Below are 25,455 nucleotides of genomic sequence, written 5' to 3'. Positions count from 1 at the left end.
CCCGACCCGCAGTTTAGGAGGGTCGTTCTCAGGCATCGCAAGGCTCAGCAAGGGATAAAGGTTTTCTGGCGAGAGATTGAAACCCAAGCCGATTGAGCTACCAACAAAGTGGCGAGAGATCGGAACCCAAGCCAAGTGGGCGGTTAACGAGCGCCGAGAAAGCGGAACCCAACCCAGTTACTCGGTTGGATCGTGCTCAAACACCGCTTTGTAGCTTGGGTAAAAGGTACATAGCGACACCGCCATCACCAGCGCCACGCACATCATGTTCAGTGCACTCACGAACGCGGCAGGCAAGCCCAACAACGTGAATAAAACAACGAACACCGATGAAAAACCCAAACCCAAAATAAGCCAACCCATGCCATAAATCAGAAAGCTGCCTTTGTTTCGCCACACAGCAATCCAGCTAGAAAAAAGGGCCTGCATGGGTTTCATATTGTGCCAAACCACCAACACCGGTGCGAACCAGAAAGCCAACAGTACCGGAATACTGGTGATGCCAATAAAAATCATGTAAAGCACCATGTATTCCATAAACGCCGCACTGGTGGCTGCATCGGCCTTTTGGAGATCCTCAATTGACACGGTGGGCTGCGCCCCAAGAACAAGGTGCGCAAGTAGCCGGATGAAGGCGAAACACGCGGTGTAAATTGCTCCCAAAATCAACAAGGATTGCAGGTGCTTTCTGTTGTCTTGATTAAAGGCATTGAACAAAACACTGGGGCTGACCCGCAAACCTTTTTGGCCCATTTTGCCAGCCAGCATAATGCCAAAACCCAAGGCAGGCGATGCAATGGCCACTGCCGCGGCACCGATAAACGGAATCAGGATTCCAATGAAAAGAATAATGAACAGATAAGTGTTGCCGAACAGGAACATTTCACCTGGTTTGCTGCGGAAAAGCTGCAAGCCCTGCATCAGCCAATCCCATCCCGCACTGGGCGGGCAAGTATGTACGTAGTTGGCCAATTGTTTACTTCCTTAATTCGGTTGAGGGGCAAGCGGTATTCCCTGCCTGCGGGCAAGCAATACGCGTTCAAAATGTTTGGGGTCTTTCACGTTCAGCACTTCTGCCTCGCGTGGCATGTAAAAATCGTAAAGTCTGGAGGCCCAGAAGCGAAGACCCGCCGCGCGCAGCATGTCTTGCCAAAGTTCGCACTCATGCGCACTCAGTGGGCGTTCAGATTGATAACCGTCAAGCAGGGCACCAAGCAATTCAGGATTCAATTCTCCGGTAGACAGCTGGATACACCAGTCGTTCGCGGTCACTGCGAGGTCGAACAGAAATGTATCGACGCCAGCAAAATAAAAATCGATCACGCCGCCAAGTGCGTCGCCTTGCATCAGGGCATTGTCGCGAAACAAGTCCGCGTGCACTGCCCCTTTGGGCAGCATTTTGTAGGCAAGGCGTTCTGCAACTGCTTTTTGGTGGTTCACTTCGCTGTGCAACAGTTCACGAACAGAGGCTGGCAGGTGCGAATCGAGAGCATTCATCGCACTTTCAATCCATGCCAGCCCACGGGGGTTGGGCGTATTGCCCGGAAAATCAGCCACCGCAAGATGCGCTTGTGCACAAAACTTTCCGATTTCTCGGCATTGAATGGCGTTGGGGTGCTCGACAGATTTGCCGCTGAGGCAATTCACCAATGTAGCAGGCTTGCCGTTGAGTGCGTTGAACAATTCACCTTGACCATTGGGAATCGGGCCGGGTACGGCCAGGCCCTTTTTGGCCAAATGTTTCATGAGGCCCAGGTAAAACGGCAAGTCCTCTGCCTTCAGTTTTTCAAACAGGGTTAGAACAAAGCGCCCTGTGGAGGTATTCACAAAGTAATTGGTGTTCTCAATGCCCGACTCAATGCCCTCAAATGAAAGCAGTTCACCACAATCCCGGCCTTGCAGCCATTGTTGCAGTTCTGTTTGGGTAATGCGCGTAAAAACAGCCATTCAAAGTCCTGAGTAGGGTCGTGAGCACCCCGGATTTTACCTGTGTTTGACCCTGCTTTATAAGTCCAACAGCTTCTCTGTTTCACTGTCTGATGGATTGAAGGTGCGTTTTTCGTAGAAGTGGAATATGCATTTCAGTACCTCCTCCGGTGTTTCAACCACTTCAAACAGATCCATGTCGCTAGGGCTGATCATTCCCTCGCCCAACAAATGGCTTTTTACCCAATCAATCAGGCCCGCCCAGAACTTGGAGCCCACCAAAATAATGGGAATGCGCCTGCCTTTGTTGGTTTGTATCAGCGTGAGGGCCTCAAACATTTCATCGAGCGTACCGAATCCGCCTGGCATTACGACATAGGCACTGGCGTACTTTGCAAATGCCACTTTGCGGGCAAAAAAGTGGCGAAAAGTCAGGGAAATATTCTGGTATGCATTGCCGCTTTGCTCGAACGGCAGCTCAATATTCAAACCCACGCTGGGCGATTCGCCCGCATAGGCCCCTTTGTTGGCGGCTTCCATAATGCCTGGCCCACCACCACTGATTACCGCAAAACCCGAGTCAGACAGTGCCCTGGCAATTTTCTCAGTCAGCGCGTAGTAGGGGTGATCCACGGGGGTTCGGGCGCTGCCGAAAATGGACACCGAAGGGCGAATTGCTGACAGCTTCTCAGTCGCCTCAATGAACTCTGCCATAATTCCCAACACATGCCACGACTCTCTGGCCTTCACTGCGGTGGATTGTTCTTTGGAGGGTAGGTGGCGCAATGTCGGAATATTCTTATTTTTGGTTGTCATATGAAGCGATTACTCCTGGTTGATGGGTCGAGCTACCTGTACCGTGCCTTTCATGCCATGCCCGATTTGCGAAACCGCGCAGGCGAGCCCACTGGTGCCATTTATGGCATGGTTAACATGCTTCGACGCCTGCGTGCAGATTACAACACTGACGATATCACCTCCAATTGTATCGCCTGTGTGTTCGATGCGCCGGGTAAAACCTTTCGTGACGACATTTACCCCGAATACAAGGCGAACAGGGCCAGCATGCCCGAAGACCTTGCCGCTCAGATCCCTCACATTCATGAAGTGACCCGCGCCATGGGTTGGCCCATCGTGATGGAGCCCGGTATTGAAGCGGACGATGTGATTGGTACCTTGGCTCAAGTGGCGCTTGAGCAGGGCTTTGATGAGGTGATTGTGTCCACGGGCGACAAAGACATGGCCCAACTGGTGAATGACAAGGTTCGCCTGGTGGACACCATGAAAAATGCGGTCATGACTCGGGACGCCGTGTTTGAAAAGTTCGGTGTGTACCCGGAACAAATTGTTGATTACCTGACGCTGGTGGGCGACACCGTAGACAACGTGCCTGGTGTGGAAAAGGTGGGGCCAAAAACCGCTGCGAAGTGGCTGGCGGAGTACAAGACCCTGGATGGCGTGGTGGCCAATGCCGACAAAATTGGCGGCAAAGTGGGCGAGAACCTTCAAAAAGCGCTGGACTGGTTGCCCACAGGCAAAACCCTGGTCACCATCAAAACAGATTGCGAGTTTGAGTTGCGCCGCCACATTGAAGAGCAACTGAAAGCAAATGCTGAAAACAAAGAAGCGTTGAAGCAACTGTTTCAGCGTTTCGAATTCAAGACATGGTTCCGCGCCCTGGGCGGCGTGGCTGAGGACGAGGTTACGGCCAAACCCAAAGCAGATGGTCCACCCGATGGCAGTTCAATGAGCCTGTTTGATGCGCCCACACAGGCTGTGGATTCGATTGAAACCATTTGCGTTCAAACCCAAGTGCAGCTTGACGCTTTGTTGGTGGAATTGAAAGCCGCTGCGGCCAGCAAAACGCCGGTGGCCTTTGACACTGAAACCGATTCGCTGGAACCCATGAATGCGCGCATTGTGGGCCTTTCATTTTCAGTGAAACCAGGTGTGGGCTATTACATTCCACTGACGCACCAAGATTTGACCGCCGAGCCACAATTGCCATTGGCCGAGGTGCTGGCATTCCTGAAGCCTTGGTTTGAGGATTCCGATTCGCCCAAAATTGCCCAGAACGCCAAATATGACTTGCATGTGATGGCCAATCACGACGTGTGGGTGAAGGGCCTTTTTGAAGACACCATGCTGGCCAGCTACATTCTAGAGGCCCACAAGCCCCACGGCATGGATGCTTTGGCCCTGCGCTGGTTGAACTACAACACCATCAAGTATGAAGAAGTGGCAGGCAAGGGTGCCAGTCAAATTACCTTTGACCAGGTGCCTATCGACACAGCCACCAAGTACGCTGCCGAAGATGCTGAAGTCACCTTGCGCCTGGCCCACACCTTGAAAGCCGAGCTCGACAAGGTGCCAGAACTTGCCAAGCTGTACCGCGATGTGGAGTTGCCTTTCGGGCAGGTGCTGTTCGAAGTGGAGCGCAATGGTGTATTAATCGATTCCGACAAGCTTGAAGCCCAAAGCGTTGAAATTGCTGACAAGCTAAAGTTGATTGAAGAGCAAGCCTTTGAATTGGCTGGTGGTAGTTTTAACCTGAACTCGCCCAAGCAAATCGGCGACCTGTTGTTCGACAAGCTGGGTTTGCCCGTGGTGAAAAAAACCGCCAGTGGCGCACCCTCCACCGATGAAGAAGTGCTCAGCAAATTGGCTGAAGATTATCCCCTGCCCGCGAAGTTGCTCGAACACCGGTCACTGGCCAAACTGAAAAGCACTTACACCGACAAATTGCCCCGCATGGTCAATGCGCGTACAGGGCGTGTGCACACCAACTATGCGCAAGCCGTGGCAGTTACTGGCCGCCTGGCCAGCAATGATCCCAACTTGCAAAACATTCCTGTACGTACCGCAGAGGGTCGCCGGGTGCGAGAGGCCTTTATTGCAGCACCGGGCTGTGTCTTGGTTTCCGCTGATTATTCACAAATTGAGTTGCGCATCATGGCGCATATTTCAGGCGATGAGGCCCTGATTCACGCTTTCAATGAGGGCTTGGATATTCACAGTGCCACAGCGTCAGAAATTTTCGGAGTGGGTTTGAACGAGGTCACATCCGACCATCGCCGTACTGCGAAGGTGATTAACTTCGGTCTTATCTATGGCATGAGTGCCTTTGGCTTGGCTGGCAATCTGGGTATTACCCGAGAAGCTGCCAAACTCTACATTGACCGTTACTTTGCCCGCTATCCTGGTGTGGCGAAATTTATGGACAATGTACGCGCACAAGCCAAAGAAGACGGCTTTGTACAAACCGTGTTCGGGCGCCGGTTGTGGCTGCCTGAAATTAAAAGCCCGAATGGCCCGCGCAGGGCCGGTGCTGAACGGGCTGCGATCAATGCGCCCATGCAGGGTACATCAGCAGACCTGATCAAAATGGCCATGGTTGAATTGTCGGCTTGGTTGAAGGCAGAACAACTCAACACAAAGATGATCATGCAGGTTCACGACGAAGTTATTTTCGAAGTACCCAAGGGTGAACTCGAATTGATTCAGAAACGTGTACCTGAAATCATGACGCAGGTGGCCAAGCTTCGAGTTCCACTGGAGGTGGGTTGCGGCGTTGGCAACAATTGGGAAGAGGCACATTAAACATCAGGAGCATGGGATGAGCGATAGCGCAAACAACATTAAAAACCAGGAACATCAGGAACATCTAAAAGCACTGACGGGTGGCGGCAAGCTGTCCATAAGCCGCCGCACTGTGCTGAAAGGTTTCACGGTTGGGGGGTTTGCGGCAGCTGCATCGCCTGTGTTGGCCCAAGCCATTACCACGCCTGGCGATGGTCTTGAAGAAGGTCGCGTGTTTGTGGATGTGGGCGACGATGACATGTTTGCTTATCGCGCTTACCCAAAGGCTAAAAAGAATGCGCCCGTAATTTTGGTGGTGCCTGAAATTTTTGGTGTGCATGCTTATTTGGAAGACGTGTGCAGACGGTTTGCTCAAGCGGGTTTCTATGCCCTGGCCCCCGAGATTTTCTTTCGCCATTCCGAGCCGGGGCAATATGCCACCGTGGCTGCCATTCTGGAAAATGTCATTGCGAAAATGGACGACCAACAAGTGATGGCCGACCTGGACAAGTGTGTGGAATTTGCAGGCTCCGAGGGTGCGGATGTAAAAAAACTCGCGATCACCGGGTTTTGTTGGGGTGGCCGCATTACTTGGTTGTACGCAGCACACCAGCCGGCTGTGAAGGCAGGGGTGGCCTGGTATGGTCGCCTGGTTGGGGCAAAAACCGAATTAACGCCTGCACACCCGGTGGATGTGGCTTCGAAACTGAAAGCGCCGGTGTTGGGTTTGTATGGTTCGGAAGACAGCTCAATCCCGCTGGACACCGTAGAGCAAATGAGAAAAGCCCTCGCCGAAGCCGAAAAAAATCCATTTGCAAAGGCCAGCAGCATCACCGTATTTGACAAGGCTCAGCACGGTTTCCACGCCGATTATCGCCCCACCTACAATTCCACCGTGGCGAAACAGGCGTACAATCAGGCGCTTGAGTTCTTGCGGGGCAAGAACCTGATCTAATCTCGGACCCAATCAATCGTGCAATCCAGTTTACCGCTTGTTCTCCTGGCCGCTGCCCTGGGCACGGCCTTGGCCATTTTTGCATCTGCATTGTTAACAGCACGACACATCGCCCGCTCGCTTGAGCCCATGGTGAGCGTGTCTGCTGGTGTACTTCTGGGCGCATCGCTTTTGCATTTGTTGCCCGAAGCGCTGGACAAGGGCATGGATCATCACAACTTGTTTGCCCTGTTGCTGGCGGGTTTGCTGTTTTTCTTTGTGCTGGAAAAGTTTTCAATTTTTCGCCACAGCCATCACCACGAGCACGATGGACACGACCACCACCATGGTTTCGACAAACGCGAGGCGCGCCGCGGTGGTTTGTTGATTGTGGTGGGCGATTCCATTCACAACTTTGCCGATGGCTTGTTGGTGGCCAGTGCATTTTTGGTTGATTTCGAGTTGGGTTTGGTGACCACGCTGAGTGTGGTGTTGCATGAAATTCCGCAACAAACCGGGGATTATCTGGTGCTGGTGAATGCCGGAATTGCTCGCAAAAAAGCCTTGCAGCTGATGTCGGTTGCTGGTTTGGCTGCAGTGTTGGGCGCAGGTTTGGGTTACACCTTGTTCACGGAATTGCAGGCTTTACTGCCCTATGCCTTGGTGTTTGCGGCAGCCAGCTTCATTTATGTGGCGGTGGCCGATCTGATTCCGCAAATGCAGCAGCGTGTGAAAATCAAGGAAAGTGTGGTGCAGTTGCTGTGTATTGGGTCAGGCGTGGCTCTAATCGCGATTTTGGCCGAGATACTTCATCACCATCATTGAACAACTACTCGCCCACCAGTTTTCTCTGGTGGGTTGCATAAGAAGACATTGCTCCGCAGGCAATAATCAGTAAAACACCCAACCAGGTTGTGCTGGTGGGAATGTCGCCCAGCACCACAATTCCAAAGAATGTCGACACCAGAATTGTGCAGTATTGCAAAGCGGCTGAAAGCCAGGTTGAGCCGCTTCCGAATGAACGGGTCAGCGCCAGATTGCCTGCACCACCAAAAAACCCCAGCGCCACAAGCCACAACAAGGTCCAATCGGTATCTGGAGCCTTGAACACCTCAAATTCCCCGAAGCCAATGATGTACACCAACGATGTGACTGTGGCTGTGCCTGCGAAGTACAGCACGGTTCGCCACTCGGGTTCGCGGGCCTGCCCAAGGCTTTTTAATTGCATGTAAGCCACGGCAGACACCGCACCAGCACTCAGGCCTATAAGGGCAGTTTGTAGTTGGTTGCCGTAAAACACGGGTTGAAGAACCGCAATGACACCAGAAAAGCCGATTGCAATTGCGAACTGCTCCAGGCGATTTCTGGATTGCCCATACCAAAGCCACAAGATCAGGGCAATGAACAGGGGGGAGGTGTACATCAGTGTGGTCGCCGTGGCCAGGGGCAATTGCGTGGTCGCATAAAAGCCGCACCACATGGCAATAATTCCTGCAACATTTCGTTTCAAATGAAGAAAGGCAACCGGGCTTTTCAGGCTAAGGCCCTGAAGCAGAGCCCAAACGGTGATTGCAATGGCTGGCACTGCACCGCGAAAAAGAACAATTTCACCCAATGTGGCATGGGTGCCCGCGAGTTTAACCATCAGGCCCATGGTGCCGAAACACAGGCAGGCCATTAACATCCAGAGTGCTTGCATGGGGGCAGATTGTAGCTTGGCTTCCGGACGTGGATGAATGATCAGGACAATTCGGGCGTGGCTTTGTAATGTGCAAAGCTCGGATCAAGCCACACCTCCCGTTTCTCCAGCGGCGTGTTGTCCATCGAATGGGTAATGCGAAATACACGCAGACTGGGCGCATCCGGAATTTTATTGAACAGGCTCGCGATACGGGGCTCCATCGACTTCACCGACACTTCATCGGTCATCTGGCCAATCCGCATTTGAAACACCTCGGAGGCCAAACGGTACAAGTTGCCAGCCGATTTCTGCAGCATTTCAATGCTCAACTTCGGAAAAACCTTTTTGGAGAGGCACAGCTGTTCGTAAGCAATCAGTTGGGTGTGCAGCATGTGCCGAACTTCAATCAACCAGATTGGATCGCCCAAGGCGATACCCAGGGCTCGAGATTCTTCGGTGTCAGCCTGAATACTCTCCAGGCTGATCAACTCGGTTTTTACTTCGGTACCCGCGTACTCGGTTGCCCAATGGTCATTGAGTTTGAAGGGATCTGCCCGATCGTATACCGGTGAAGGCAAGGCTTTGTCGGTCACAAATGTCCCGAGCCCCTGCATTTTTGTCACCAGTCCAGATTTTTCCAGTGATTCAATTGCGCGGCGAATAGTGCCGATTGACACCTGAAAACGGTCCGACAGTTTTTTTTCATTGGGCAGTGGTTCACCGACTTTCCAGGTTTGCCTGAAAATTTCATCGGTCAGAACTTCACTGATTTGCTGGTAGGCGGGGCCGCCACTGCGTACAACGGGCCCGTCCAAGGAATTGGAGCCACGCATCATCTAAATATATCCAGAGTTTTATTTTTGTCTAATCAATGTACCAGAAAAAGATTAAACAAAAATACAAATCGCGATATTGATTTTGACGATGCGTGGTTTTGCCGGTCAGAAGGTTTTTTTCAGTTTCCCTGACTGTTTATGTGTAGGGCTCATTTGAGCCCCATACCAGGAGTGAAAGTGCGCCATGCCATCTTCCATCGGGCTTTGATAGGGGCCTGCGTCGTGTTCCCCTCGATCCATCAGCACCCGGCGGCCTTCGTCCATTCTCTCGGCAATTTCATCGTCTTCAACAGCGGTTTCCATGTAGGCTGCTTGTTCAGCCTCCACGAATTCCCTTTCAAACAGACGAATTTCCTCGGGGTAATAAAATTCGACCACATTCAGTGTTTCCTGAGGGCCTTTGGGGTGCAGCGTGGAAACAACCAGCACATGCGGGTACCACTCCACCATGATGTTGGGGTACATGCAAAACCAGATTGCGCCGTACTTGGGTTCTACGCCGTTGCTGAACTTTTTCACGGCTTCGTGCCATTGCCGGTATACCGGCGTGCCTGGGCGACGCAGGCCTGCTTTCACACCCACCGATTGCACGCTCCAGTTCTCGCCGTAGTACCACTGCAAATCCGAGCAACTTACAAACTGGCCAAGGCCAGGGTGGAAGGGCTCAACGTGGTAATCCTCTAGATAAACCTCAATGAAGGTCTTCCAGTTGTAGGGCAGCACATTGGTTTTTACGGAATCCAGTTGAAATTCCGAGAAATCGATCTCTGCGAGAAACGGAACATTTTTCAGATCCTCAAGCACGTTACGCCCGGAATTGAACAGCAGGCCGCGCCAGTTCTGCAATGGATACGACTGAAGTTTTGTGCAAGGTTGCTGCGCAAAATGCGGTGCGCCCAGCAATTCACCCTTCAAATCGTAAGTCCAGCGGTGAAGCGGGCAAACGATATTGCTGGAATTGCCATGGCCTTTCAACATAATGGCTTGACGGTGGCGACACACATTGGACAAAAGCTCGATTTCAGAGCCGTTGTTGACTAGAATGCGGCCGTCGCCTTCCCACGGAAGTGACCTCCAGTCGCCGCACTCGGGCACCCAATGGGTGTGACCGACGTAACCCGGTCCGTCTCGATAGAGTAGTTGGATTTCATCCTTCAAAACATGTTCATCGAAATACGTTGAAACATGAGGCTGTAAACTTGATTGCGTCACGGCATGTGACACATTGGACAAATCACTCAAATCGGACATGATCCCGGGGACCTCCTCCAACAGTGTCCCTGATCGACACTGATGCAAATTAACCTGTTGAACAAAAAGAGAAAGTGGGATTGTACCCTTTAGTCTGCATTCCGGCCAAAGACTTTTCGCCTTTGGACAAAGTCGCAGTAAAATGGAGGACTTTGCATCACGCACAGCAGCACAATGAGCCCAAGCAAATCGAAAACAGCGCCAGTCGACAATGCCCAAGCGGTGCCAGCCTCTTTTGAAGAAGCAGTGGCCGAGCTTGAGGCTTTGGTGAATACCATGGATTCCCAGAATCTTGGCCTGGATCAATTGCTGACCGATTACAAACGTGGGGCCTATCTCGTGAAGTATTGCAGGGACCGGTTAAGCCAGGTTCGCAAAGAGGTCACCGAGATTGAACAAACATTGAACAAACCCGCTGATGAAGGTGCACAGTGAGCTTCGCCCAGCCCATTCAGTTGAACTGGTTTGATGAGACCCGCGCGGGTTTTGAAACAGCATTGGCAAAAAAGTTAAACCAGTCCAAAGGTCCTTCCAGTGAGCTGAATGCTGCAATTGAATATGCCTTGCTGGATGGCGGAAAGCGCTTGCGCGCCATGTTGGTATTCGCCGCCGGCCATGCAGTGGAGACACCAGCCAGTGAGTTAAGCGATGCGGCCTGCGCCATCGAAGCCATGCATGCCTATTCTTTGGTGCACGACGATTTGCCCAGCATGGACAATGATGTACTTCGCCGTGGCAAACCAACCTGTCATGTGAAGTTTGGTGAGGCTTTTGCCCTGTTGGCAGGTGATGCACTACAAACGCTTGCTTTTCAATGGCTGGCTGAATCGGACCAGGGTAATGTTCAGGTTCGCATACAGCAAATTGCAGCCTTGGCCGGCGCCTCTGGTTTGCAAGGCATGGCTGCCGGGCAGGCAATAGACCTTGCGCATGTGGGCAAGCCTATGGACTTGCAGTCGCTTGCCAATATGCACGCGCGCAAAACAGGTGACTTGATCTCGGCGTCAGTTCGCATGGGATATGTCAGCAATACAGCGCTTTCGGCCGTTGAGAAGAATGGATTAGAGGCCTATGCCCATTGTTTGGGCTTGGCATATCAGGTAATAGACGACATATTAGACGTGGAGTCCACCAGTGAGGTGCTCGGTAAAACATCGGGCAAAGACGCGCTGAACAACAAACCCACCATGGTGAGTTTGATGGGCTTGGGCGAAGCCAAAGCACTTTTGGCCCGGCTGCGAGAACAGGCTTTCACAGCCTGTGAGGTTATTGCTGCCCCGCGCCGCGCCCCGCTGGAAACCCTTGTAGAACTGATTACAAACCGGAAATCATGACCGATCTGCTGAAAAAAATTGATTGCCCCGCAGACCTGCGGCGACTGTCTGAAAACCAGCTGCCCAAGCTGGCAGACGAGTTGCGCAATTACATCGTGGAGCAAGTGGCCAAAACCGGCGGGCATTTGTCATCTAACCTGGGAACGGTCGAATTAACCGTGGCCTTGCATTATGTGTTCAACACCCCAAATGATCGCGTGGTGTGGGACGTGGGCCACCAAACTTACCCGCATAAAATTTTGACTGGCCGGCGCGATGCCATGCCGGGTTTGCGCCAATACGGCGGCATCTCCGGTTTTCCAAAGCGTTCGGAATCTGAGTACGATGCCTTTGGTACTGCACATTCCAGCACCTCCATTTCCGCTGCCTTGGGCATGGCGGTTGCCTCACGCAACCTGGGCGTGAACCGAAAACACATTGCTGTAATTGGCGACGGCTCCATGACCGCAGGCATGGCCTTTGAAGCCTTGAACAACGCCGGTGTAACGCCCGACATTGATTTGCTCGTGATTTTGAACGACAACGACATGTCCATTTCACCGCCTGTGGGCGCGCTGAACAAGTACTTGGCCAAGTTGTTGTCGGGCCGCATGTTGAACAATGTGAAGGAAGTGGGCAAGGGCATATTGGGTGTGGCCCCACCCCTGTATGAACTGGCGCACCGGCTTGAAGAGCATGTCAAAGGCATGATGAGCCCGGCCACACTGTTCGAGGAATTTGGGTTTAATTACTACGGCCCCATTGATGGCCACGATCTGGACGCACTTGTGCCCACGCTGCAAAACCTGCGTGCAATGAAAGGCCCGATCTTCCTGCATGTGATTACCAAAAAGGGCGCAGGCTACAAGCTGGCCGAGCAAGATCCCGTGCTATACCACGGCCCGGGCAAGTTCGATCCCAGCATCGGTATTCAAAAATCAAGTACACCTAAGCCCCCTACCTACACCCAAATTTTTGGCAAGTGGTTGTGCGACATGGCGCAATCCGATCGCAAACTGGTGGGCATTACCCCAGCCATGCGCGAGGGTTCCGGCATGGTTGAATTCGAGCGTCGCTTCCCTTCGCGCTACTTTGATGTCGGTATCGCAGAACAGCACGCAGTCACCTTCGCGGCCGGTTTGGCCTGCGAGGGCATGAAGCCCGTGGTGGCCATTTATTCAACATTTTTGCAGCGCGCCTATGACCAACTGATACATGACGTCGCCTTGCAGAATCTCGACGTTACTTTCGCGCTGGACCGCGCCGGCTTGGTGGGGGCCGACGGTGCAACGCACGCGGGCAATTACGACATTGCTTACCTGCGTTGCATTCCCAACATGGTGATTGCCGCTCCCTCCAACGAGGATGAGTGTCGCAAATTACTTACAACCGCTTATCACTACCCCGGCTGCGCTTCGGTTCGCTACCCGCGCGGTATGGGCCCCGGTATAGTCGCTGACGAATCACTCGATTCCCTTGAAATTGGCAAGGCAATTGTGCGTTATTCGCCCGATGAATCGGAGCATAAACTTGTAATTTTGGCATTTGGCTCCATGTGTGAACCAAGCCTTGAGGCTGGCCGAGCGCTGGGTGCCACCGTGGTGGACATGCGCTGGGTCAAGCCAATTGATGCAGAATTGTTACAACGGTTTGCCGAGCAGCGCTACAGCTTTGTGACCATTGAAGAGGGCTGTATCATGGGTGGCGCAGGTTCAGCCGTGACCGAACACTTGCACGCCCAAGGATTTAATAACGCAGTGTTGCAACTCGGCTTGCCCGATGAATTCATCGACCATGGAGACCCCGCTCTCCTGCTCAAGAATCTTGGACTGGACGCCCAAGGCATAGAAACGTCCATCAAGCAGCACTATGGCGAGCTCTTTGATCGCCACACCAATGTGGTACGCCATGTAGCAGGGCGTGCCGCGAACACATGAGGAAGTTATGAATACACGTGACAAAGGCTTGGAGAATGCCGTGGCCACTAACCCAATTGACCAGGCCATTCCCGACGTCCAAAGCACCATCGACACCCGCCACATTGCAATCCAATCGGTGGGCATTCGTTCTGTCAAGTACCCAGTTCTGATTGAGCTTCAAGGCCAAAAGCCGATGCCCTCTGTGGCCGAGTTCGAAATGACCGTGTTTCTGCCTGCCGATCAAAAAGGCACGCACATGTCTCGTTTCATTGCTTTGCTGGAGGAAGCGCAGGGCACTGTGCTGACGGTCAGCGGTTTCCGTGTCATGCTGGTTGAAATGTTGCAGCGTTTGGACGCACCTTCTGGTCGCATCAAGATGGAACTGCCTTATTTCCTGTCCAAGGTTGCGCCCATTAGCGGCGTTTCAAGCCTGATGGACTATCAGTTGACCCTCGAAGGTTCAGCCACTGCGACAGGCCAAGACATTTACCTCACAGTGGTTGTTCCGGTGACCAGTTTGTGCCCCTGTTCCAAGAAGATTTCTGAGTATGGTGCGCACAACCAGCGTTCGCACGTCACCGCGCGCGTGCAGTTGAAAGAAGATGTGGACATTGCACAGTTTATTTCCGCGATTGAGCAGCAGGCTTCCTGCGAACTGTATGGTTTGCTCAAGCGCCCCGATGAAAAGTATGTGACTGAGCGTGCCTACGACAACCCGAAGTTTGTGGAAGATTTGGTTCGAGATGTGGCCATTGCCATGAACAAGTTCTCGCAAGTGGGTCAATACACAGTAGAAGCGGAAAACTTCGAATCAATTCACAATCACTCGGCTTATGCTCGCATCGATCGAGCTTAAGTAGACCCTCGCTGGTTCTTCAGCGCGCTGTAAGAATCAACCCCGACAATACTTACAAAATTAAATGTCGGGGTGCGTGTGTACCTCAGGAGCTATTCGGTTATGGCTGAACCACCCAAGGTCAAGCCCAAGGAATTTTTTATTCTCGGACTCACGTCGGGAGGGCGGCCCTTTCGTCCTTCAGACTGGGCCGAACGTCTTTGCGGTGTGTTGTCTTGTTACCGCCCGCCTGGCCGCCAGCAGAGCCAGCAACACCTGGCTTACAGTCCCTACGCCAAGCCAATCTTGATGAACAATGTAAAGTGCGTTGTGGTCGATGAGCGCTTGCGAGACATTGAGCCCATGGCCATGACTTTTGTATTGAACTTTGCGCGTGACAACGATTTGCAACTGCTGGATGCCTGTCTGTTGCCTGACCCCGAGTAGTCAATTTCTCAGGGATGGTTTCCAAAGCCGGCTTGGCTTTGGCAACAGAATTCGGCAACACAAAAAGCCCCTTTCAATCAAGGGGCTTTTCTATGTGGAGCAAATTAAAACCTTAAGGCCTCTTAAGGCCTCTTAAGGCCTATTAGGCGGCCATGCCTTTCACAAGTGCTGACAAGCGTGACTTGTTACGTGAGGCTTTGTTTTTGTGGATCAGGTCTTTGTCTGCAACGCGATCCAGAATGCTTGTTGTTTCGCGATAAACTGCCTGAGCGGCGGCTTTGTCGCCTGCTTCAACAGCAGCGCGTACTTTTTTAACTGCGGTTCTCATCGCTGAGCGAATGGCTGAATTGTGCGCATTTGCTTTGGCGGCTTGTTTTGCGCGCTTGCGCGCCTGTGCTGAGTTGGCCATATTGCTGAGGCTCCAAGGGGTGTAGAATTCGAAAACCTGCAATTTTAACAAAATACTAGCCCTTTCACAATCACTATATGAATTTATTGAAATCGGCCGCTGCGGTCAGTGCCATGACCATGCTCTCTCGGATCACTGGTTTGATCCGAGAGACAATCACTGCGCGGCTCTTGGGGGCCGGGGCTGAATCCGATGCCTTTTTTATTGCTTTTCGAATTCCCAACCTTTTGCGCAGACTGTTTGCAGAAGGTGCTTTTTCGCAGGCTTTCATTCCAATTTTGTCCCAGACCAACGCCACACAAGGAAAATCAGCAGCGGTTGACCTGGCCCGGCGCGTCAGTTCTCTCTTGTTCATCGTTTTGTTGCTGATTGTTGTGGCTGGTGTATTGGGTGGCAGTTGGGTGGTCATGGGCATGGCCAGCGGGCTTGCGCAGGGTAGTGAACAGTTTGAACTCACCGTGTTGCTCACCCAGTGGATGTTTCCCTACATTCTTCTTATTTCAATGGTCGCACTGGCCTCGGGCTTGCTGAACACTTTCCGTTCATTTGCCTTGCCTGCCTTTGCACCGGTGCTGCTAAACATCAGCTTCATCGCGGGCGCTTTGCTGCTTGCCCCTTATTTTGATCAAGCAGTGAAAGCATTTGCAGTTGCAGTGATGGTGGGTGGTGTTTTGCAGGTTGCCGTGCTTTGGTATGGCTTGGCGCGCACCGACTGCCTGATCAATCCCTTTGCAGGATTTGGGGCGATTAAGGCAGCTTGGGGTGATGAGCAGGTTCGTCGGGTTCTGAAAAACATGGTGCCAGCAACGCTTGCCGTGTCAGTGGCGCAGATCAGTTTGATCATTAACACCAATATTGCGTCGCATCTGGAGCAGGGCAGTGTGTCCTGGATTTCTTATGGCGATCGCTTGATGGAATTTCCCACCGCTTTGTTGGGTGTCGCTTTGGGTACTGTGTTGCTGCCATCGCTTTCTGCTGCGGCCACACGCAGCCACGATGAATATTCACGCTTGATGGACTGGGGCTTACGCCTAACAGTGGTGCTTGTGCTGCCGGCGGCCGTGGGCATGGGCTTGTTTTCAGATGCCTTGGTGGCCTTGCTGTTTCATTATGGGCGCTTTGATGCCAACGACGTGGCCATGACTAGCCAGGCCGTGATTGCTTACAGTTTGGGCTTGGCTGGTTTGGTGTTGGTCAAAATTCTGGCGCCTGGTTTTTATGCCAAACAAGACATTCGGACTCCCGTGAAAATCGGGATTGTGGTTGTGTTGGCTACTCAATTGATGAACCTGTTCACGGTGCCCTGGCTAGGTCATGCGGGTTTGCCGCTCAGCATCAGTGCTGGTGCTGTGTTGAATGCGACGGTACTTTATTGGGGCTTGCGCAAGCGTGGCCTGTACACGCCTTCAAGCGGTTGGGGGCTTTATTTGATCAAGGTGTCAGTGGCTGCAACGGCCATGGGCTTTGCCTTGTGGCTCATGAATCAGCAGTTTGACTGGCTGAGCATGGCTTCTACACCACTGGTGCGTGTGGCTGCTGTACTGGGGGTAATTGGGGTTTGCGGCGTGCTTTATTTTGCAGTGTTGGCCGCCTTGGGTCTAAACCCGAAACGCTTGATTCGCAAGCCTGCTGTCTGATGGTGTGTGCTGTCCAGCTTGCGGCACCCAGGTTGTGGGCGCCGCAGCCGTGTATGGTCTTTACTTCAAAGCATCAAAGGCGCGTGCCTTGATTTCTTCTACGCTGCCAACACCAGCAATTTTGCGATATTGTGGCGCGCTGGCATCGCCTGTCGCTGCCCATTGGCCGTAGTAGTCCACCAAGGGGCGTGTTTGCTTTTCATATACGTCAAGGCGTTTCTTGACGGTTTCTTCTTTGTCGTCATCACGCTGAACCAAAGGCTCGCCCGTCACATCATCAATGCCTTCCTGTTTCGGAGGGTTGAATTTTATGTGATAAGTGCGCCCCGAGGCCGGGTGCGTGCGGCGGCCACTCATGCGGTCAATAATCGCGTCGTGGGGCACATCAATTTCAAGCACGAAATCAATTTTTACGCCGGCCTCTTTCATGGCTTCGGCTTGTGGAATGGTGCGGGGAAATCCGTCAAACAAATAACCATTTGCACAATCGGATTCTTTCAAGCGCTCTTTCACCAAATTGATGATGATTTCGTCGGACACCAGGCCGCCACTGTCCATGACTTTTTTTGCTTCGATACCCAGGGGGGTGCCGGCTTTAACAGCTGCGCGCAGCATGTCGCCAGTGGAAATTTGGGGAATGCCAAACTTTTCCTTGATGAATGTCGCCTGCGTGCCTTTGCCAGCACCGGGCGCTCCCAATAGAATTAAACGCATAGTCGCCTCAAGAGTTTTAAATCTGCTGGCCTGTTGTACAAGATGCGTCGTTTACAACAGGCAATATTTTTGGCCGTTTTTTCTTATTCGAGGCCTTTGCGATTATGGGTGCTTCAACTTGCAGAAAACTTACCCATGGGCAGGCTCGAATATTTTTTCATGGTCGTTCAGCCTTAACGAGACCCGAACAATGCCCTGACTTTCTCCAGGTCTTGCGCGGTGTCTACCCCGGGAAGCGGGGCATCCTGAATCATACACACTTTTATGCGAAAGCCATTGGCCAGCGCCCTGAGTTGTTCAAGTGATTCAAGCACTTCAATTCTGGCTGGAGGCAGTGTTTGATACACCTTCAGAAAGCGGGCGCGGTAAGCATACAAACCAATGTGGCGAATGCCCAGTTGCCCCGCTGGCACACCTTGGGGCCAGGATTCAGTGGCATAAGCATCCCGCGGATAAGGAATAGGGGCCCGGGAAAAGTAAAGTGCTTCGCCGTCTTCACGCATGGCGATTTTCACCACATTGGGGTTTTTGAATTCTTCCCAGTTGTCGATTGCATGCCCACAGGTCGCAATGTCTTGAGCATCTTCCAGCAAGGCTTTGGCCACCAGGTCAATCAAGGCTGGGTCAATCAGGGGCTCATCGCCCTGTACATTCACCACCACGGTGTCGTTGGCCCAGCCTTTGAGTTGGGCCACTTCCGCAATCCGATCGGTGCCTGTTGGCCAGTCGCCACGGGTCATGACAACCTGCAAGCCATGGTTTATACACACCGACTCAATTTCCGGGTGATCAGTGGCGACCAAGACTTCGTCTGCCCCCGATTTCAAGGCCTGCTCGGCCACTCGCACAACCATGGGCTTTCCCGCAATGTCCAGCAGGGGTTTGCCGGGCAGGCGAGTAGATGCATGGCGGGCCGGGATAACGGCTTTGAACATGGAAACTTAGTTGTTGGAGGTTGATACGGGTTCGGCTTGTTCCACCAGCATGATGGGTATTCCGTCCCGTACGGGAAATGCAAGTTTGTCGGCTTTGCATACCAGATAGCTGTCGCTTGGGCGTTTTTCAAGCGGCCCTTTGCAGATGGGGCAAACCAGAATGTCAATCAATTGTGGGTCCAATGCAATCCTCTAGGGCTTGTGTCAGGGCAGGGGGCAATTTCACGCTGATCTCGGCCACCCACACTTTTGGGTTTGAATCACCCAATTTTACGGCATCTTTGCCACTTGTGATCAGCACTTGTTGATCGAACTGTGCGCAAAAGTCTCCAGGGTAATTGAAATGGTCAGGAAGGCCGCGGCTTGCGTCAAGATTGAGACCGGCTGATCGAATCGCATCAAATAATTTGCCTGGATCACCAATGCCGGAAAACGCCATCAGTTTCAGCGGTTTCCACTGTTCCATGGCTTGTTCGGTTGTCAGGAATTGGCCAGAGCTTAGTTGCCGAAAGCCAGTGAGCTGAACATGGATCGCATGCCAGTTGTCTCGCAATGGCCAATTCAAGGACTTGCTTAAGGATTCGGGCGAAATATTGGAGCACAGCACTGCATCCACCGAATTAAGCCGGGAAAGTGGCTCGCGCAGAGGGCCAGCCGGCAACATGCGGCCATTGCCATGGGCCCGCCGGTCAAATACCACCCATTCAAGTTGTCGGGCAAGTTTGTGGTGTTGCAGACCATCGTCTGACACAATCAATTTCAAATCCGGGAAGTGGGTCAAAAGAAGCCTGACCGCTTGGTTTCGATCCGCGCACACAGCCACCGGGCAACCGGTTTCACGGCTTAAAAACAGCGGCTCGTCTCCCGCTTCAATTGCGGCGGGTGTGTTTTTGGCTGGGTCAATTACTATTGGCGCAGTTGTTGATCGCCCATAACCCCGGCTCACGATGCCAACCTTGTCACCGCGGGCGACCATGTATTGGCAAATTGCCATCACGATGGGCGTTTTTCCTGCACCGCCGGCAATCAGGTTGCCGACCACCAAAACTGGCGGATGGCTTGCTTTCTTTGCGGCGATCGATTTGTAATTTTGCCGGGTGGCCCAGCGCAACGCCTTGTAGGTACATTCAAGTAAACCCAGGGTCAAGCCTGTAACAAGCCCTGGTTTTTGTCCCGAGTACCAAATATTGAGCAAGGCAGACTCAATCCTGGCCTTGCGTTCATCTGTGCTCATGGGGATTTGCCACCGGCTGTGGCAATCGACACTTTGGCCACGCCCAATGAGGCCAGCATGTCCATCACCATCACCACCGATTGGTGCGTGGCAGCCGCATCGGCCTCAACAATGGCCCTGCGTTCCTCGCTTGCAGGTTTGGCTGACAAAACTTTGCTGAGTTCTGTGCGAAGTTGGGTTTCCGTCAATACACCCTGAGCGCCCAGCGCATAGTTGCCATCCCGACCCACTCGAATTCGAAGTGCTTCAGGCGGTGTGGCATCTTCCTGAGCACTTCGTGTACCAGGTAAATCAACTTCCAGTTGGCTAGGCTGCATGAATGTGGTGGACACAACAAGAAAAATCACGATGACCAACAACACGTCGATCAGCGGGATGAGGTTGATGTCGGGTGCTTCCGTGCTCGTTGTACGCTTGATTCTCAAAGACCCGCTCCTTAGCCTGCTTTGCGCGAGTTGGTGTGCTGTTTCAGCAGGTCTTCAAAAGGCTTCAGTGAGTTTCCCATGTCCTCGAGCAGGCCGTTGATACGGATCCGGAACAGTCGATAGGCGACCAGGGCCGGTATCGCAACAATCAAGCCGAATGCCGTGTTGTAAAGAGCTACTGCGATGCCAGCGGCAATCGCTTCGGGCGTCTGGGCACCAGAGCCTTGAACTGCAAAAATCTCGATCATGCCGATGACCGTTCCCAGCAAACCCATCAAAGGCGCGGCACTGGCGATCATGGACAGCACGTCAAGGTGTTTTTCAAGTGCGTTTTGAATGCCGACGGATTTGTCCTGCATCGCGGTTTCTATGTCCTCGTTCTTGTAGAACGCAGACAGCCCTGCAGCCATCAAGCTTCCGAGCGCACTGTGTGATTCCAGACGGGCAATGTTTTGCCGGTCTTTGAACTGGGGCAGTGTTTTGCACACATCGGCCACCAGGTTTTCCGGGATCAAGTCTTTTTTTCGCAAGGCCCAAACGCGCTCAAGCACGATTGCCAACGCGACCACCGAGCCAAAAATCAAAGGCCAAATTGGCCAGCCCGCCGCAGAAATGATTGACCACACAAGTACACTCCTATTCAGTAAGACAGGGACTCTAGCGAAAAAACCAACATTACACAAATTACACAAAAGCCGACATATTTGTTCATTGTGGATAACTTTGGGGAAAAGCCCCCCAAATTTTCGAATAATCAGTCGCTTGTGAGAAAAATGAACTTTTTGTGTATCGTATTTTGTTGTATTTTTCCTTTTTAATCAGTCGCTTGTGTTTATTTTCTTGTATTTCAGCCATGTTGCACAGAAAGTAGCTTTTTGTTAGCGCATGTGGAAATGTTCTGGTTTTTTAGCCAATTTGGTCTATAAATGATTGACTTAAAAACGGTTTTCTCGGTCAGCCAGCTCGCCAGGCACCTGAATGATCACCTCCGAAATGAATTTGGCTCCATCCGGATTCAGGGTGAGGTGGCGTCTTTTACCCGTGCCTCCTCCGGGCATTGGTATTTGGCCCTGAAGGACGAATCTGCACAACTGAAGGCGGTTATGTTTCGCCAACGCAATGTTCTCGCAGGTTTTTTCCCAGCGGTGGGCGACAAAGTTGAAGTGCTTGCGCAACTGGCCATGTATGAACAGCGTGGCGAGTTGCAGTTGATCATTGATGTCATGAAAAAGGCCGGGCAAGGCAATCTGCATGAACAGTACCTGCAACTGAAAACCAAATTGACTCAGGAGGGGTTGTTCGATTCTGCCCGCAAGCGCCCACTGCCTTCGGTGGTTTTTAATCTCGGGGTGATCACTTCACTGCAAGCCGCTGCACTTGCTGATGTAAAACAGGCCTTGGCAAGGCGCGCGCCCCATGTTGAGTACTCGGTTTACCACACCGCGGTGCAGGGCGAACAGGCCGCAGCACAAATTATTGAGGCCCTTCGCAAAGCCGATTCAGCAGGCCATGAAGCGCTTGTGCTATGCCGTGGGGGCGGGAGCCTGGAAGACTTGTGGAGTTTCAACGTCGAGGCTGTTGTGCGCGCAGTCGCGGCTTGTAAAACACCGATCGTAGTTGGAGTAGGGCACGAAACGGATGTGACCCTGGCTGAATTTGCCGCAGACCTTCGCGCTGCCACGCCGACCGCAGCTGCCGAATTGATCAGCTGGCCCACCAGTGAACTGCTGTCCGAGATTCAAAGTTTGCATGTGGGCTTGCGCAAGGCTTTACGTCACCGAGCCCAAATGCTTGTTCAACGGGTGGATCGGGCTGAACTAGGTTTGCTGACCCCTACTGCTTATCTGAACACCCTTGAATCTCGTTTGAGCACCGCAAATGGCCGCCTGCCGCGCCTTGTCGAGCGAGGCCTTGCACAACAAAACAATTCAATTCAGGTGTTGTGGGAATCCGTGTCGCTTGAAATGAATGCAGCTCAAAACTCAGCCAATCGAAGTGCCCAGCTTCTTGAAAGTGGGCTAATGGCTGCGCAGCGGCGCAACATTGCCGCATTGGATTCTCGCGTGGACCGTCTTGGCTCTGTGGTTGAGGCCGTCTCCCCCCAAAGAACGCTGGAGCGTGGCTATGCCTTTTTGCAGCCACAGCACGGAAACGCAGTTGTTCGCTCTGTGCTGGATGTGCAAACTGGCGATGCCTTGCGAGCCACAGTGGCGGACGGTGAAATTTTGGTGAATGTGCGCGAGAAAACTGAGCTGCGTGGACCGTTCAACGAGGACGTCAAAAATTCAAGATAGAATCAGAGGGGTTGAAATGTGGGGTTTTGCCCCAAGCTGAAGTTTTCGTATTGATTGAAGTGAGAGAGGATACTGATATGCAACATACACTGCCCGAATTGCCCTACGCGATGGACGCGCTGGCTCCCCATATTTCCAAAGAAACACTGGAGTACCACTACGGCAAGCACCACGCTGCTTATGTGACCAACCTGAACAATCTGGTAAAAGGCACCGAGTTTGAAAGCTCCAGCCTGGAAGACATCGTCAAGAAGTCAACCGGTGGTGTATTCAACAACGCGGCACAGATCTGGAACCACACGTTCTACTGGCACTGCCTGTCACCCAATGGTGGTGGTGCACCCACTGGCAAGTTGGCCGACGCCATCAATGCCAAATTTGGCAGCTTTGATGCGTTCAAGGAAGCCTTTACCAAAAGCGCGATTGGTAACTTTGGTTCTAGCTGGACATGGCTTGTGAAAAAAGCCGACGGTTCAGTGGATATCGTTAACACGAGCAACGCAGCCACACCCTTGACCACTCAAGACAAGCCTTTGTTGACCTGCGACCTGTGGGAACACGCCTACTATATCGATTACCGCAACGCTCGCCCCAAGTACATTGAAACCTTCTGGAACCTGGCGAACTGGGAATTTGCATCGAAGAATTTCGAAGGTTAATCCCCCGAAAGCCTTTTCAACACGCCAGCCCCTCCTTGTGCTCACAGCGCAAGGAGGGGTTTGTTTTTGCGGTCTATTCCCTGGTTTCCAGGACATGCTCTGGCACATGCAGTTTTTCACCCGCATCAATACCGCGCGTTGAAAACCAGCCATGGTTCATTTCCAGCGCAAGTTTGGCGTTGCCGCTGGAGCAGTGAATGTCAGTCGTACCTGCTTTCATCTGTTCAATATTCAGAATTTTGCCGTTGGCGTCTGCAAAGGCCACATCCAGATCAATCAGGGTGTTTTTCATCCACATACATTGTGTTTCACTGCGTTTGAACACAAACAGCATTCCTGAATTCCCGCCCAGCTCCTTTCGGTTCATTAGCCCGATTTGACGGCTTAGATCGGTGTTGGCCAACTCTGCTTTCACATCATGTTGGCCCACGCGCATTTGAAGTGTTGGCAATTGGGATTGCGCCGGCCCTGCAGCATTGCTTATGCAGGCAGCCAAGCCCAGCGCAGCTGTCACCAAAGTCAACCTGAAAGTAGTGCAGTATTTGTTGATGTGATCAAAGTGCATGAAATCTGGTTCCTGTCAGAGATCTGAAAGAAGATGGCGGTATTATACGGCTTGGCGCAATAAGGAATGCAATTTCATATTGCGAAATAATTGTGATTTTCGTAGTGAAGGGATACACTAGAGTGTTCCCTCTAACACACCAGAGAAGCAGCGGAGAGACCATGTACCAACACATTAAAGTCCCATCAGTCGGCGAAAAAATCACGGTCAATAGTGATTACTCGTTGAACGTACCCGATCAACCCATCATTCCATACATCGAAGGCGATGGCACTGGTTTTGACATTACACCAGTGATGATCGACGTGGTCGACGCTGCTGTGGCCAAAGCATACGGTGGCAAGCGCAAAATCAGCTGGATGGAAATTTACGCGGGCGAAAAGTCCACCAAGGTGTACGGCCCCGATGTGTGGCTGCCAGAAGAAACCCTGGAAGTGTTGAAAGAATATGTGGTGTCTGTCAAAGGCCCATTGACCACACCCGTAGGTGGCGGTATTCGTTCCATTAACGTGGCTTTGCGTCAGCAGCTTGATTTGTATGTGTGCCTTCGCCCAGTGCGCTACTTTGCCGGCGTGCCCAGCCCGGTAAAAGAGCCCCACAAAACCGACATGGTGATTTTCCGCGAGAACTCGGAAGACATTTATGCCGGTATTGAATACGAGGCGGAAACCGACAAAGCCAAAAAGCTGATCAAGTTTCTGCGTGAAGAAATGGGTGTGAGCAAGATTCGTTTCCCCGAAACTTCAGGCATTGGAATCAAGCCAATTTCTAAAGAAGGCACAGAGCGCCTGTTCCGCAAGGCCGTTCAGTACGCCATCGACAATAAAAAGCCTTCGGTGACGATTGTGCACAAGGGCAACATCATGAAGTACACCGAAGGCGCTTTTGCGGCTTGGTCGTACGCTTTGGCCAAGAACGAATTCGGCGCCGAACTGCTGGACGGCGGCCCCTGGATGAAAATCAAGGCTGCGCATGGTGACATTGTGATCAAAGATGTGATCGCCGATGCCTTCTTGCAGCAAATTCTGCTGCGCCCAGCTGAATACAGCGTGATCGCCACCATGAACTTGAATGGCGACTATATTTCTGATGCCCTGGCCGCCCAGGTCGGTGGTATTGGCATTGCCCCCGGTGCGAATTTGTCCGATTCAATTGCCATGTTTGAAGCCACCCACGGCACAGCGCCCAAGTATGCAGGCAAAGACTATGTGAACCCGGGTTCGCAAATTTTGTCTGCAGAAATGATGCTGCGTCACATGGGTTGGGTTGAGGCGGCTGATCTCATTATTACTTCCATGGAAAAATCCATCACGTCCAAGAAAGTAACTTATGATTTTGCGCGCTTGATGGACGGTGCCACACAGGTAAGCTGTTCAGGTTTCGGTCAAGTCATGATCGACCACATGTAACAAGCCTGCTTCTGCTGTAAATAAAAAAGCCCCATAGAGATGGGGCTTTTTTTATGGGCAAGAAAAAAGCCGGCTTGGGGCCGGCTTTTTTCTTAATCGGTGGTTTGATTATTTTACTTGTCAGGCGGCGCTGGTTGCGTCCATCACAGAGATGTTCTGAGCCTGCTTACCTTTTGGTCCATCCACCACTTCAAAAGTCACTTTCTGACCTTCTTTCAGTGTGCGGAATCCAGATGCCTGGATTGCTGAAAAGTGGGCGAAAAGTTCATCGCTCCCTTGATCTGGAGTAATAAAACCAAAACCCTTTGCATCATTGAACCATTTTACGGTGCCGGTCGCCATCGCGAAACCTCCTTCAAAAAACAATACTTCGATCGGAACGCACGAACTTTCCGACAACTCGCCAGTCTGAACCAGCTTGCCTTCTATTCTTTGACCTGTTTGGGCTGGGGT

27 protein-coding genes are annotated in these 25,455 nt (G+C 52.2%); 12 read left to right on the top strand and 15 right to left on the bottom strand.

Annotated elements, in window-relative coordinates; genetic code table 11:
• Positions 1-177: 177 nt before the first annotated feature.
• Genes B4C79_RS02790 through B4C79_RS02780 form a run of 3 tightly spaced genes read right to left on the bottom strand, consistent with a single transcriptional unit; the run spans position 178 to position 2,742 of the window.
• Positions 178-972 carry a BPSS1780 family membrane protein gene (locus B4C79_RS02790; protein ID WP_291739263.1) on the bottom strand — a complete coding sequence of 265 codons (795 nt, stop codon included), beginning with the start codon at positions 970-972 and terminating at the stop codon, positions 178-180.
• 12 nt (positions 973-984) lie between these two features.
• Positions 985-1,947 (bottom strand): homoserine kinase, encoded by a 963-nt coding sequence (locus B4C79_RS02785; protein ID WP_291739264.1) that lies wholly within the window; start codon positions 1,945-1,947, stop codon positions 985-987.
• Positions 1,948-2,004: 57 nt separating this feature from the next.
• The gene (locus B4C79_RS02780) at positions 2,005-2,742 is read right to left on the bottom strand and encodes a TIGR00730 family Rossman fold protein (RefSeq protein ID WP_105029622.1); all 738 of its coding nucleotides are present in this window, start codon (positions 2,740-2,742) and stop codon (positions 2,005-2,007) included.
• Here B4C79_RS02780 and polA point away from each other — a divergent pair, their 5' ends adjacent.
• The 3 genes from polA to B4C79_RS02765 are packed head-to-tail and all read left to right on the top strand — an operon-like array spanning position 2,743 to position 7,264.
• Positions 2,743-5,526, top strand: coding sequence for a DNA polymerase I (gene polA / locus B4C79_RS02775; RefSeq protein WP_291739265.1), 2,784 nt, complete (start codon positions 2,743-2,745; stop codon positions 5,524-5,526).
• Positions 5,527-5,542: 16 nt separating this feature from the next.
• Entirely contained in the window at positions 5,543-6,460 is a 918-nt protein-coding gene (locus tag B4C79_RS02770; protein WP_171100064.1) for a dienelactone hydrolase family protein, read from the top strand.
• 18 nt (positions 6,461-6,478) lie between these two features.
• Positions 6,479-7,264: a ZIP family metal transporter gene (locus B4C79_RS02765; protein WP_105029619.1), complete on the top strand. Its 786-nt coding sequence runs from the start codon at positions 6,479-6,481 to the stop codon at positions 7,262-7,264.
• A 4-nt stretch (positions 7,265-7,268) separates the two neighbouring features.
• On the opposite strand, the gene B4C79_RS02760 is transcribed toward B4C79_RS02765, so the two are convergent.
• The 3 genes from B4C79_RS02760 to B4C79_RS02750 all read right to left on the bottom strand — a co-directional run bounded on the left by B4C79_RS02760 (position 7,269) and on the right by B4C79_RS02750 (position 10,189).
• A complete protein-coding gene (locus tag B4C79_RS02760) occupies positions 7,269-8,138 on the bottom strand; it encodes a DMT family transporter (protein WP_105029618.1) in 870 nt (289 codons plus the stop codon).
• A gap of 41 nt (positions 8,139-8,179) precedes the next feature.
• On the bottom strand, positions 8,180-8,956 hold the full coding sequence (locus B4C79_RS02755) for a GntR family transcriptional regulator (RefSeq protein ID WP_105029617.1): 777 nt from the start codon (positions 8,954-8,956) through the stop codon (positions 8,180-8,182).
• Positions 8,957-9,061: 105 nt separating this feature from the next.
• Positions 9,062-10,189 (bottom strand): aromatic ring-hydroxylating oxygenase subunit alpha, encoded by a 1,128-nt coding sequence (locus tag B4C79_RS02750; protein ID WP_105029923.1) that lies wholly within the window; start codon positions 10,187-10,189, stop codon positions 9,062-9,064.
• Positions 10,190-10,381: 192 nt separating this feature from the next.
• Between B4C79_RS02750 and xseB the strand changes: the two genes are divergently transcribed.
• From xseB to B4C79_RS02725, 5 genes are all read left to right on the top strand, one after another.
• Positions 10,382-10,642: an exodeoxyribonuclease VII small subunit gene (xseB, locus tag B4C79_RS02745; protein ID WP_105029616.1), complete on the top strand. Its 261-nt coding sequence runs from the start codon at positions 10,382-10,384 to the stop codon at positions 10,640-10,642.
• Positions 10,639-11,541: a polyprenyl synthetase family protein gene (locus B4C79_RS02740; RefSeq protein ID WP_291739266.1), complete on the top strand. Its 903-nt coding sequence runs from the start codon at positions 10,639-10,641 to the stop codon at positions 11,539-11,541. The genes xseB and B4C79_RS02740 overlap by 4 nt, the downstream gene beginning before the upstream one ends.
• On the top strand, positions 11,535-13,457 hold the full coding sequence (dxs, locus tag B4C79_RS02735; RefSeq protein WP_291739269.1) for a 1-deoxy-D-xylulose-5-phosphate synthase: 1,923 nt from the start codon (positions 11,535-11,537) through the stop codon (positions 13,455-13,457). Before B4C79_RS02740 ends, dxs begins: the two co-directional genes overlap by 7 nt.
• Before the next feature lie 7 nt (positions 13,458-13,464).
• Positions 13,465-14,295, top strand: a complete 831-nt coding sequence (folE2, locus tag B4C79_RS02730; protein WP_291739267.1) for a GTP cyclohydrolase FolE2 — start codon at positions 13,465-13,467, stop codon at positions 14,293-14,295.
• A gap of 102 nt (positions 14,296-14,397) precedes the next feature.
• The gene (locus B4C79_RS02725) at positions 14,398-14,721 is read left to right on the top strand and encodes a DUF3579 domain-containing protein (protein ID WP_105029613.1); all 324 of its coding nucleotides are present in this window, start codon (positions 14,398-14,400) and stop codon (positions 14,719-14,721) included.
• Between the two features lie 142 nt (positions 14,722-14,863).
• Here B4C79_RS02725 and rpsT read toward each other — a convergent pair whose 3' ends face one another.
• A complete protein-coding gene (gene rpsT / locus B4C79_RS02720; protein ID WP_105029612.1) occupies positions 14,864-15,130 on the bottom strand; it encodes a 30S ribosomal protein S20 in 267 nt (88 codons plus the stop codon).
• 77 nt (positions 15,131-15,207) lie between these two features.
• Here rpsT and murJ point away from each other — a divergent pair, with 77 nt between their 5' ends.
• Positions 15,208-16,767 carry a murein biosynthesis integral membrane protein MurJ gene (gene murJ / locus B4C79_RS02715; protein ID WP_291751345.1) on the top strand — a complete coding sequence of 520 codons (1,560 nt, stop codon included), beginning with the start codon at positions 15,208-15,210 and terminating at the stop codon, positions 16,765-16,767.
• Between the two features lie 60 nt (positions 16,768-16,827).
• Here murJ and adk read toward each other — a convergent pair whose 3' ends face one another.
• The 6 genes from adk to B4C79_RS02685 form a co-directional block, all read right to left on the bottom strand.
• On the bottom strand, positions 16,828-17,481 hold the full coding sequence (gene adk, locus B4C79_RS02710) for an adenylate kinase (RefSeq protein ID WP_105029610.1): 654 nt from the start codon (positions 17,479-17,481) through the stop codon (positions 16,828-16,830).
• Positions 17,482-17,654: 173 nt separating this feature from the next.
• On the bottom strand, positions 17,655-18,416 hold the full coding sequence (gene kdsB, locus B4C79_RS02705) for a 3-deoxy-manno-octulosonate cytidylyltransferase (protein ID WP_105029609.1): 762 nt from the start codon (positions 18,414-18,416) through the stop codon (positions 17,655-17,657).
• A 6-nt stretch (positions 18,417-18,422) separates the two neighbouring features.
• Positions 18,423-18,599 carry a Trm112 family protein gene (locus B4C79_RS02700; RefSeq protein ID WP_105029608.1) on the bottom strand — a complete coding sequence of 59 codons (177 nt, stop codon included), beginning with the start codon at positions 18,597-18,599 and terminating at the stop codon, positions 18,423-18,425.
• Entirely contained in the window at positions 18,580-19,650 is a 1,071-nt protein-coding gene (gene lpxK / locus B4C79_RS02695; RefSeq protein WP_291739381.1) for a tetraacyldisaccharide 4'-kinase, read from the bottom strand. The genes B4C79_RS02700 and lpxK overlap by 20 nt, the downstream gene beginning before the upstream one ends.
• Entirely contained in the window at positions 19,647-20,075 is a 429-nt protein-coding gene (locus tag B4C79_RS02690) for an ExbD/TolR family protein (RefSeq protein WP_291739382.1), read from the bottom strand. Before B4C79_RS02690 ends, lpxK begins: the two co-directional genes overlap by 4 nt.
• An 11-nt stretch (positions 20,076-20,086) precedes the next feature.
• Positions 20,087-20,701, bottom strand: a complete 615-nt coding sequence (locus B4C79_RS02685; protein WP_105029605.1) for a MotA/TolQ/ExbB proton channel family protein — start codon at positions 20,699-20,701, stop codon at positions 20,087-20,089.
• A 300-nt stretch (positions 20,702-21,001) separates the two neighbouring features.
• Here B4C79_RS02685 and xseA point away from each other — a divergent pair, with 300 nt between their 5' ends.
• Together xseA and sodB are read left to right on the top strand one after the other, a co-directional pair.
• Entirely contained in the window at positions 21,002-22,369 is a 1,368-nt protein-coding gene (gene xseA, locus B4C79_RS02680) for an exodeoxyribonuclease VII large subunit (RefSeq protein WP_291739383.1), read from the top strand.
• A gap of 77 nt (positions 22,370-22,446) precedes the next feature.
• A complete protein-coding gene (sodB, locus tag B4C79_RS02675) occupies positions 22,447-23,028 on the top strand; it encodes a superoxide dismutase [Fe] (RefSeq protein ID WP_105029921.1) in 582 nt (193 codons plus the stop codon).
• Between the two features lie 73 nt (positions 23,029-23,101).
• On the opposite strand, the gene B4C79_RS02670 is transcribed toward sodB, so the two are convergent.
• Positions 23,102-23,593 (bottom strand): DUF192 domain-containing protein, encoded by a 492-nt coding sequence (locus tag B4C79_RS02670; RefSeq protein WP_291751677.1) that lies wholly within the window; start codon positions 23,591-23,593, stop codon positions 23,102-23,104.
• 161 nt (positions 23,594-23,754) lie between these two features.
• Between B4C79_RS02670 and icd the strand changes: the two genes are divergently transcribed.
• The gene (gene icd, locus B4C79_RS02665; RefSeq protein WP_171100038.1) at positions 23,755-25,002 is read left to right on the top strand and encodes an NADP-dependent isocitrate dehydrogenase; all 1,248 of its coding nucleotides are present in this window, start codon (positions 23,755-23,757) and stop codon (positions 25,000-25,002) included.
• Positions 25,003-25,122: 120 nt separating this feature from the next.
• Here the strand turns inward: icd and B4C79_RS02660 are convergent, their stop codons facing one another.
• Positions 25,123-25,344, bottom strand: a complete 222-nt coding sequence (locus tag B4C79_RS02660) for a cold-shock protein (RefSeq protein WP_008252332.1) — start codon at positions 25,342-25,344, stop codon at positions 25,123-25,125.
• Between the last annotated feature and the right edge of the window lie 111 nt (positions 25,345-25,455).

It is taken from the genome of Limnobacter sp. UBA7229, from assembly GCF_002473065.1.
GTDB lineage: Bacteria > Pseudomonadota > Gammaproteobacteria > Burkholderiales > Burkholderiaceae_B > Limnobacter > Limnobacter profundi.
The sequence above is the reverse complement of the archived record's forward strand: the minus strand, read 5'-3'. Positions and strand labels throughout refer to the sequence as shown.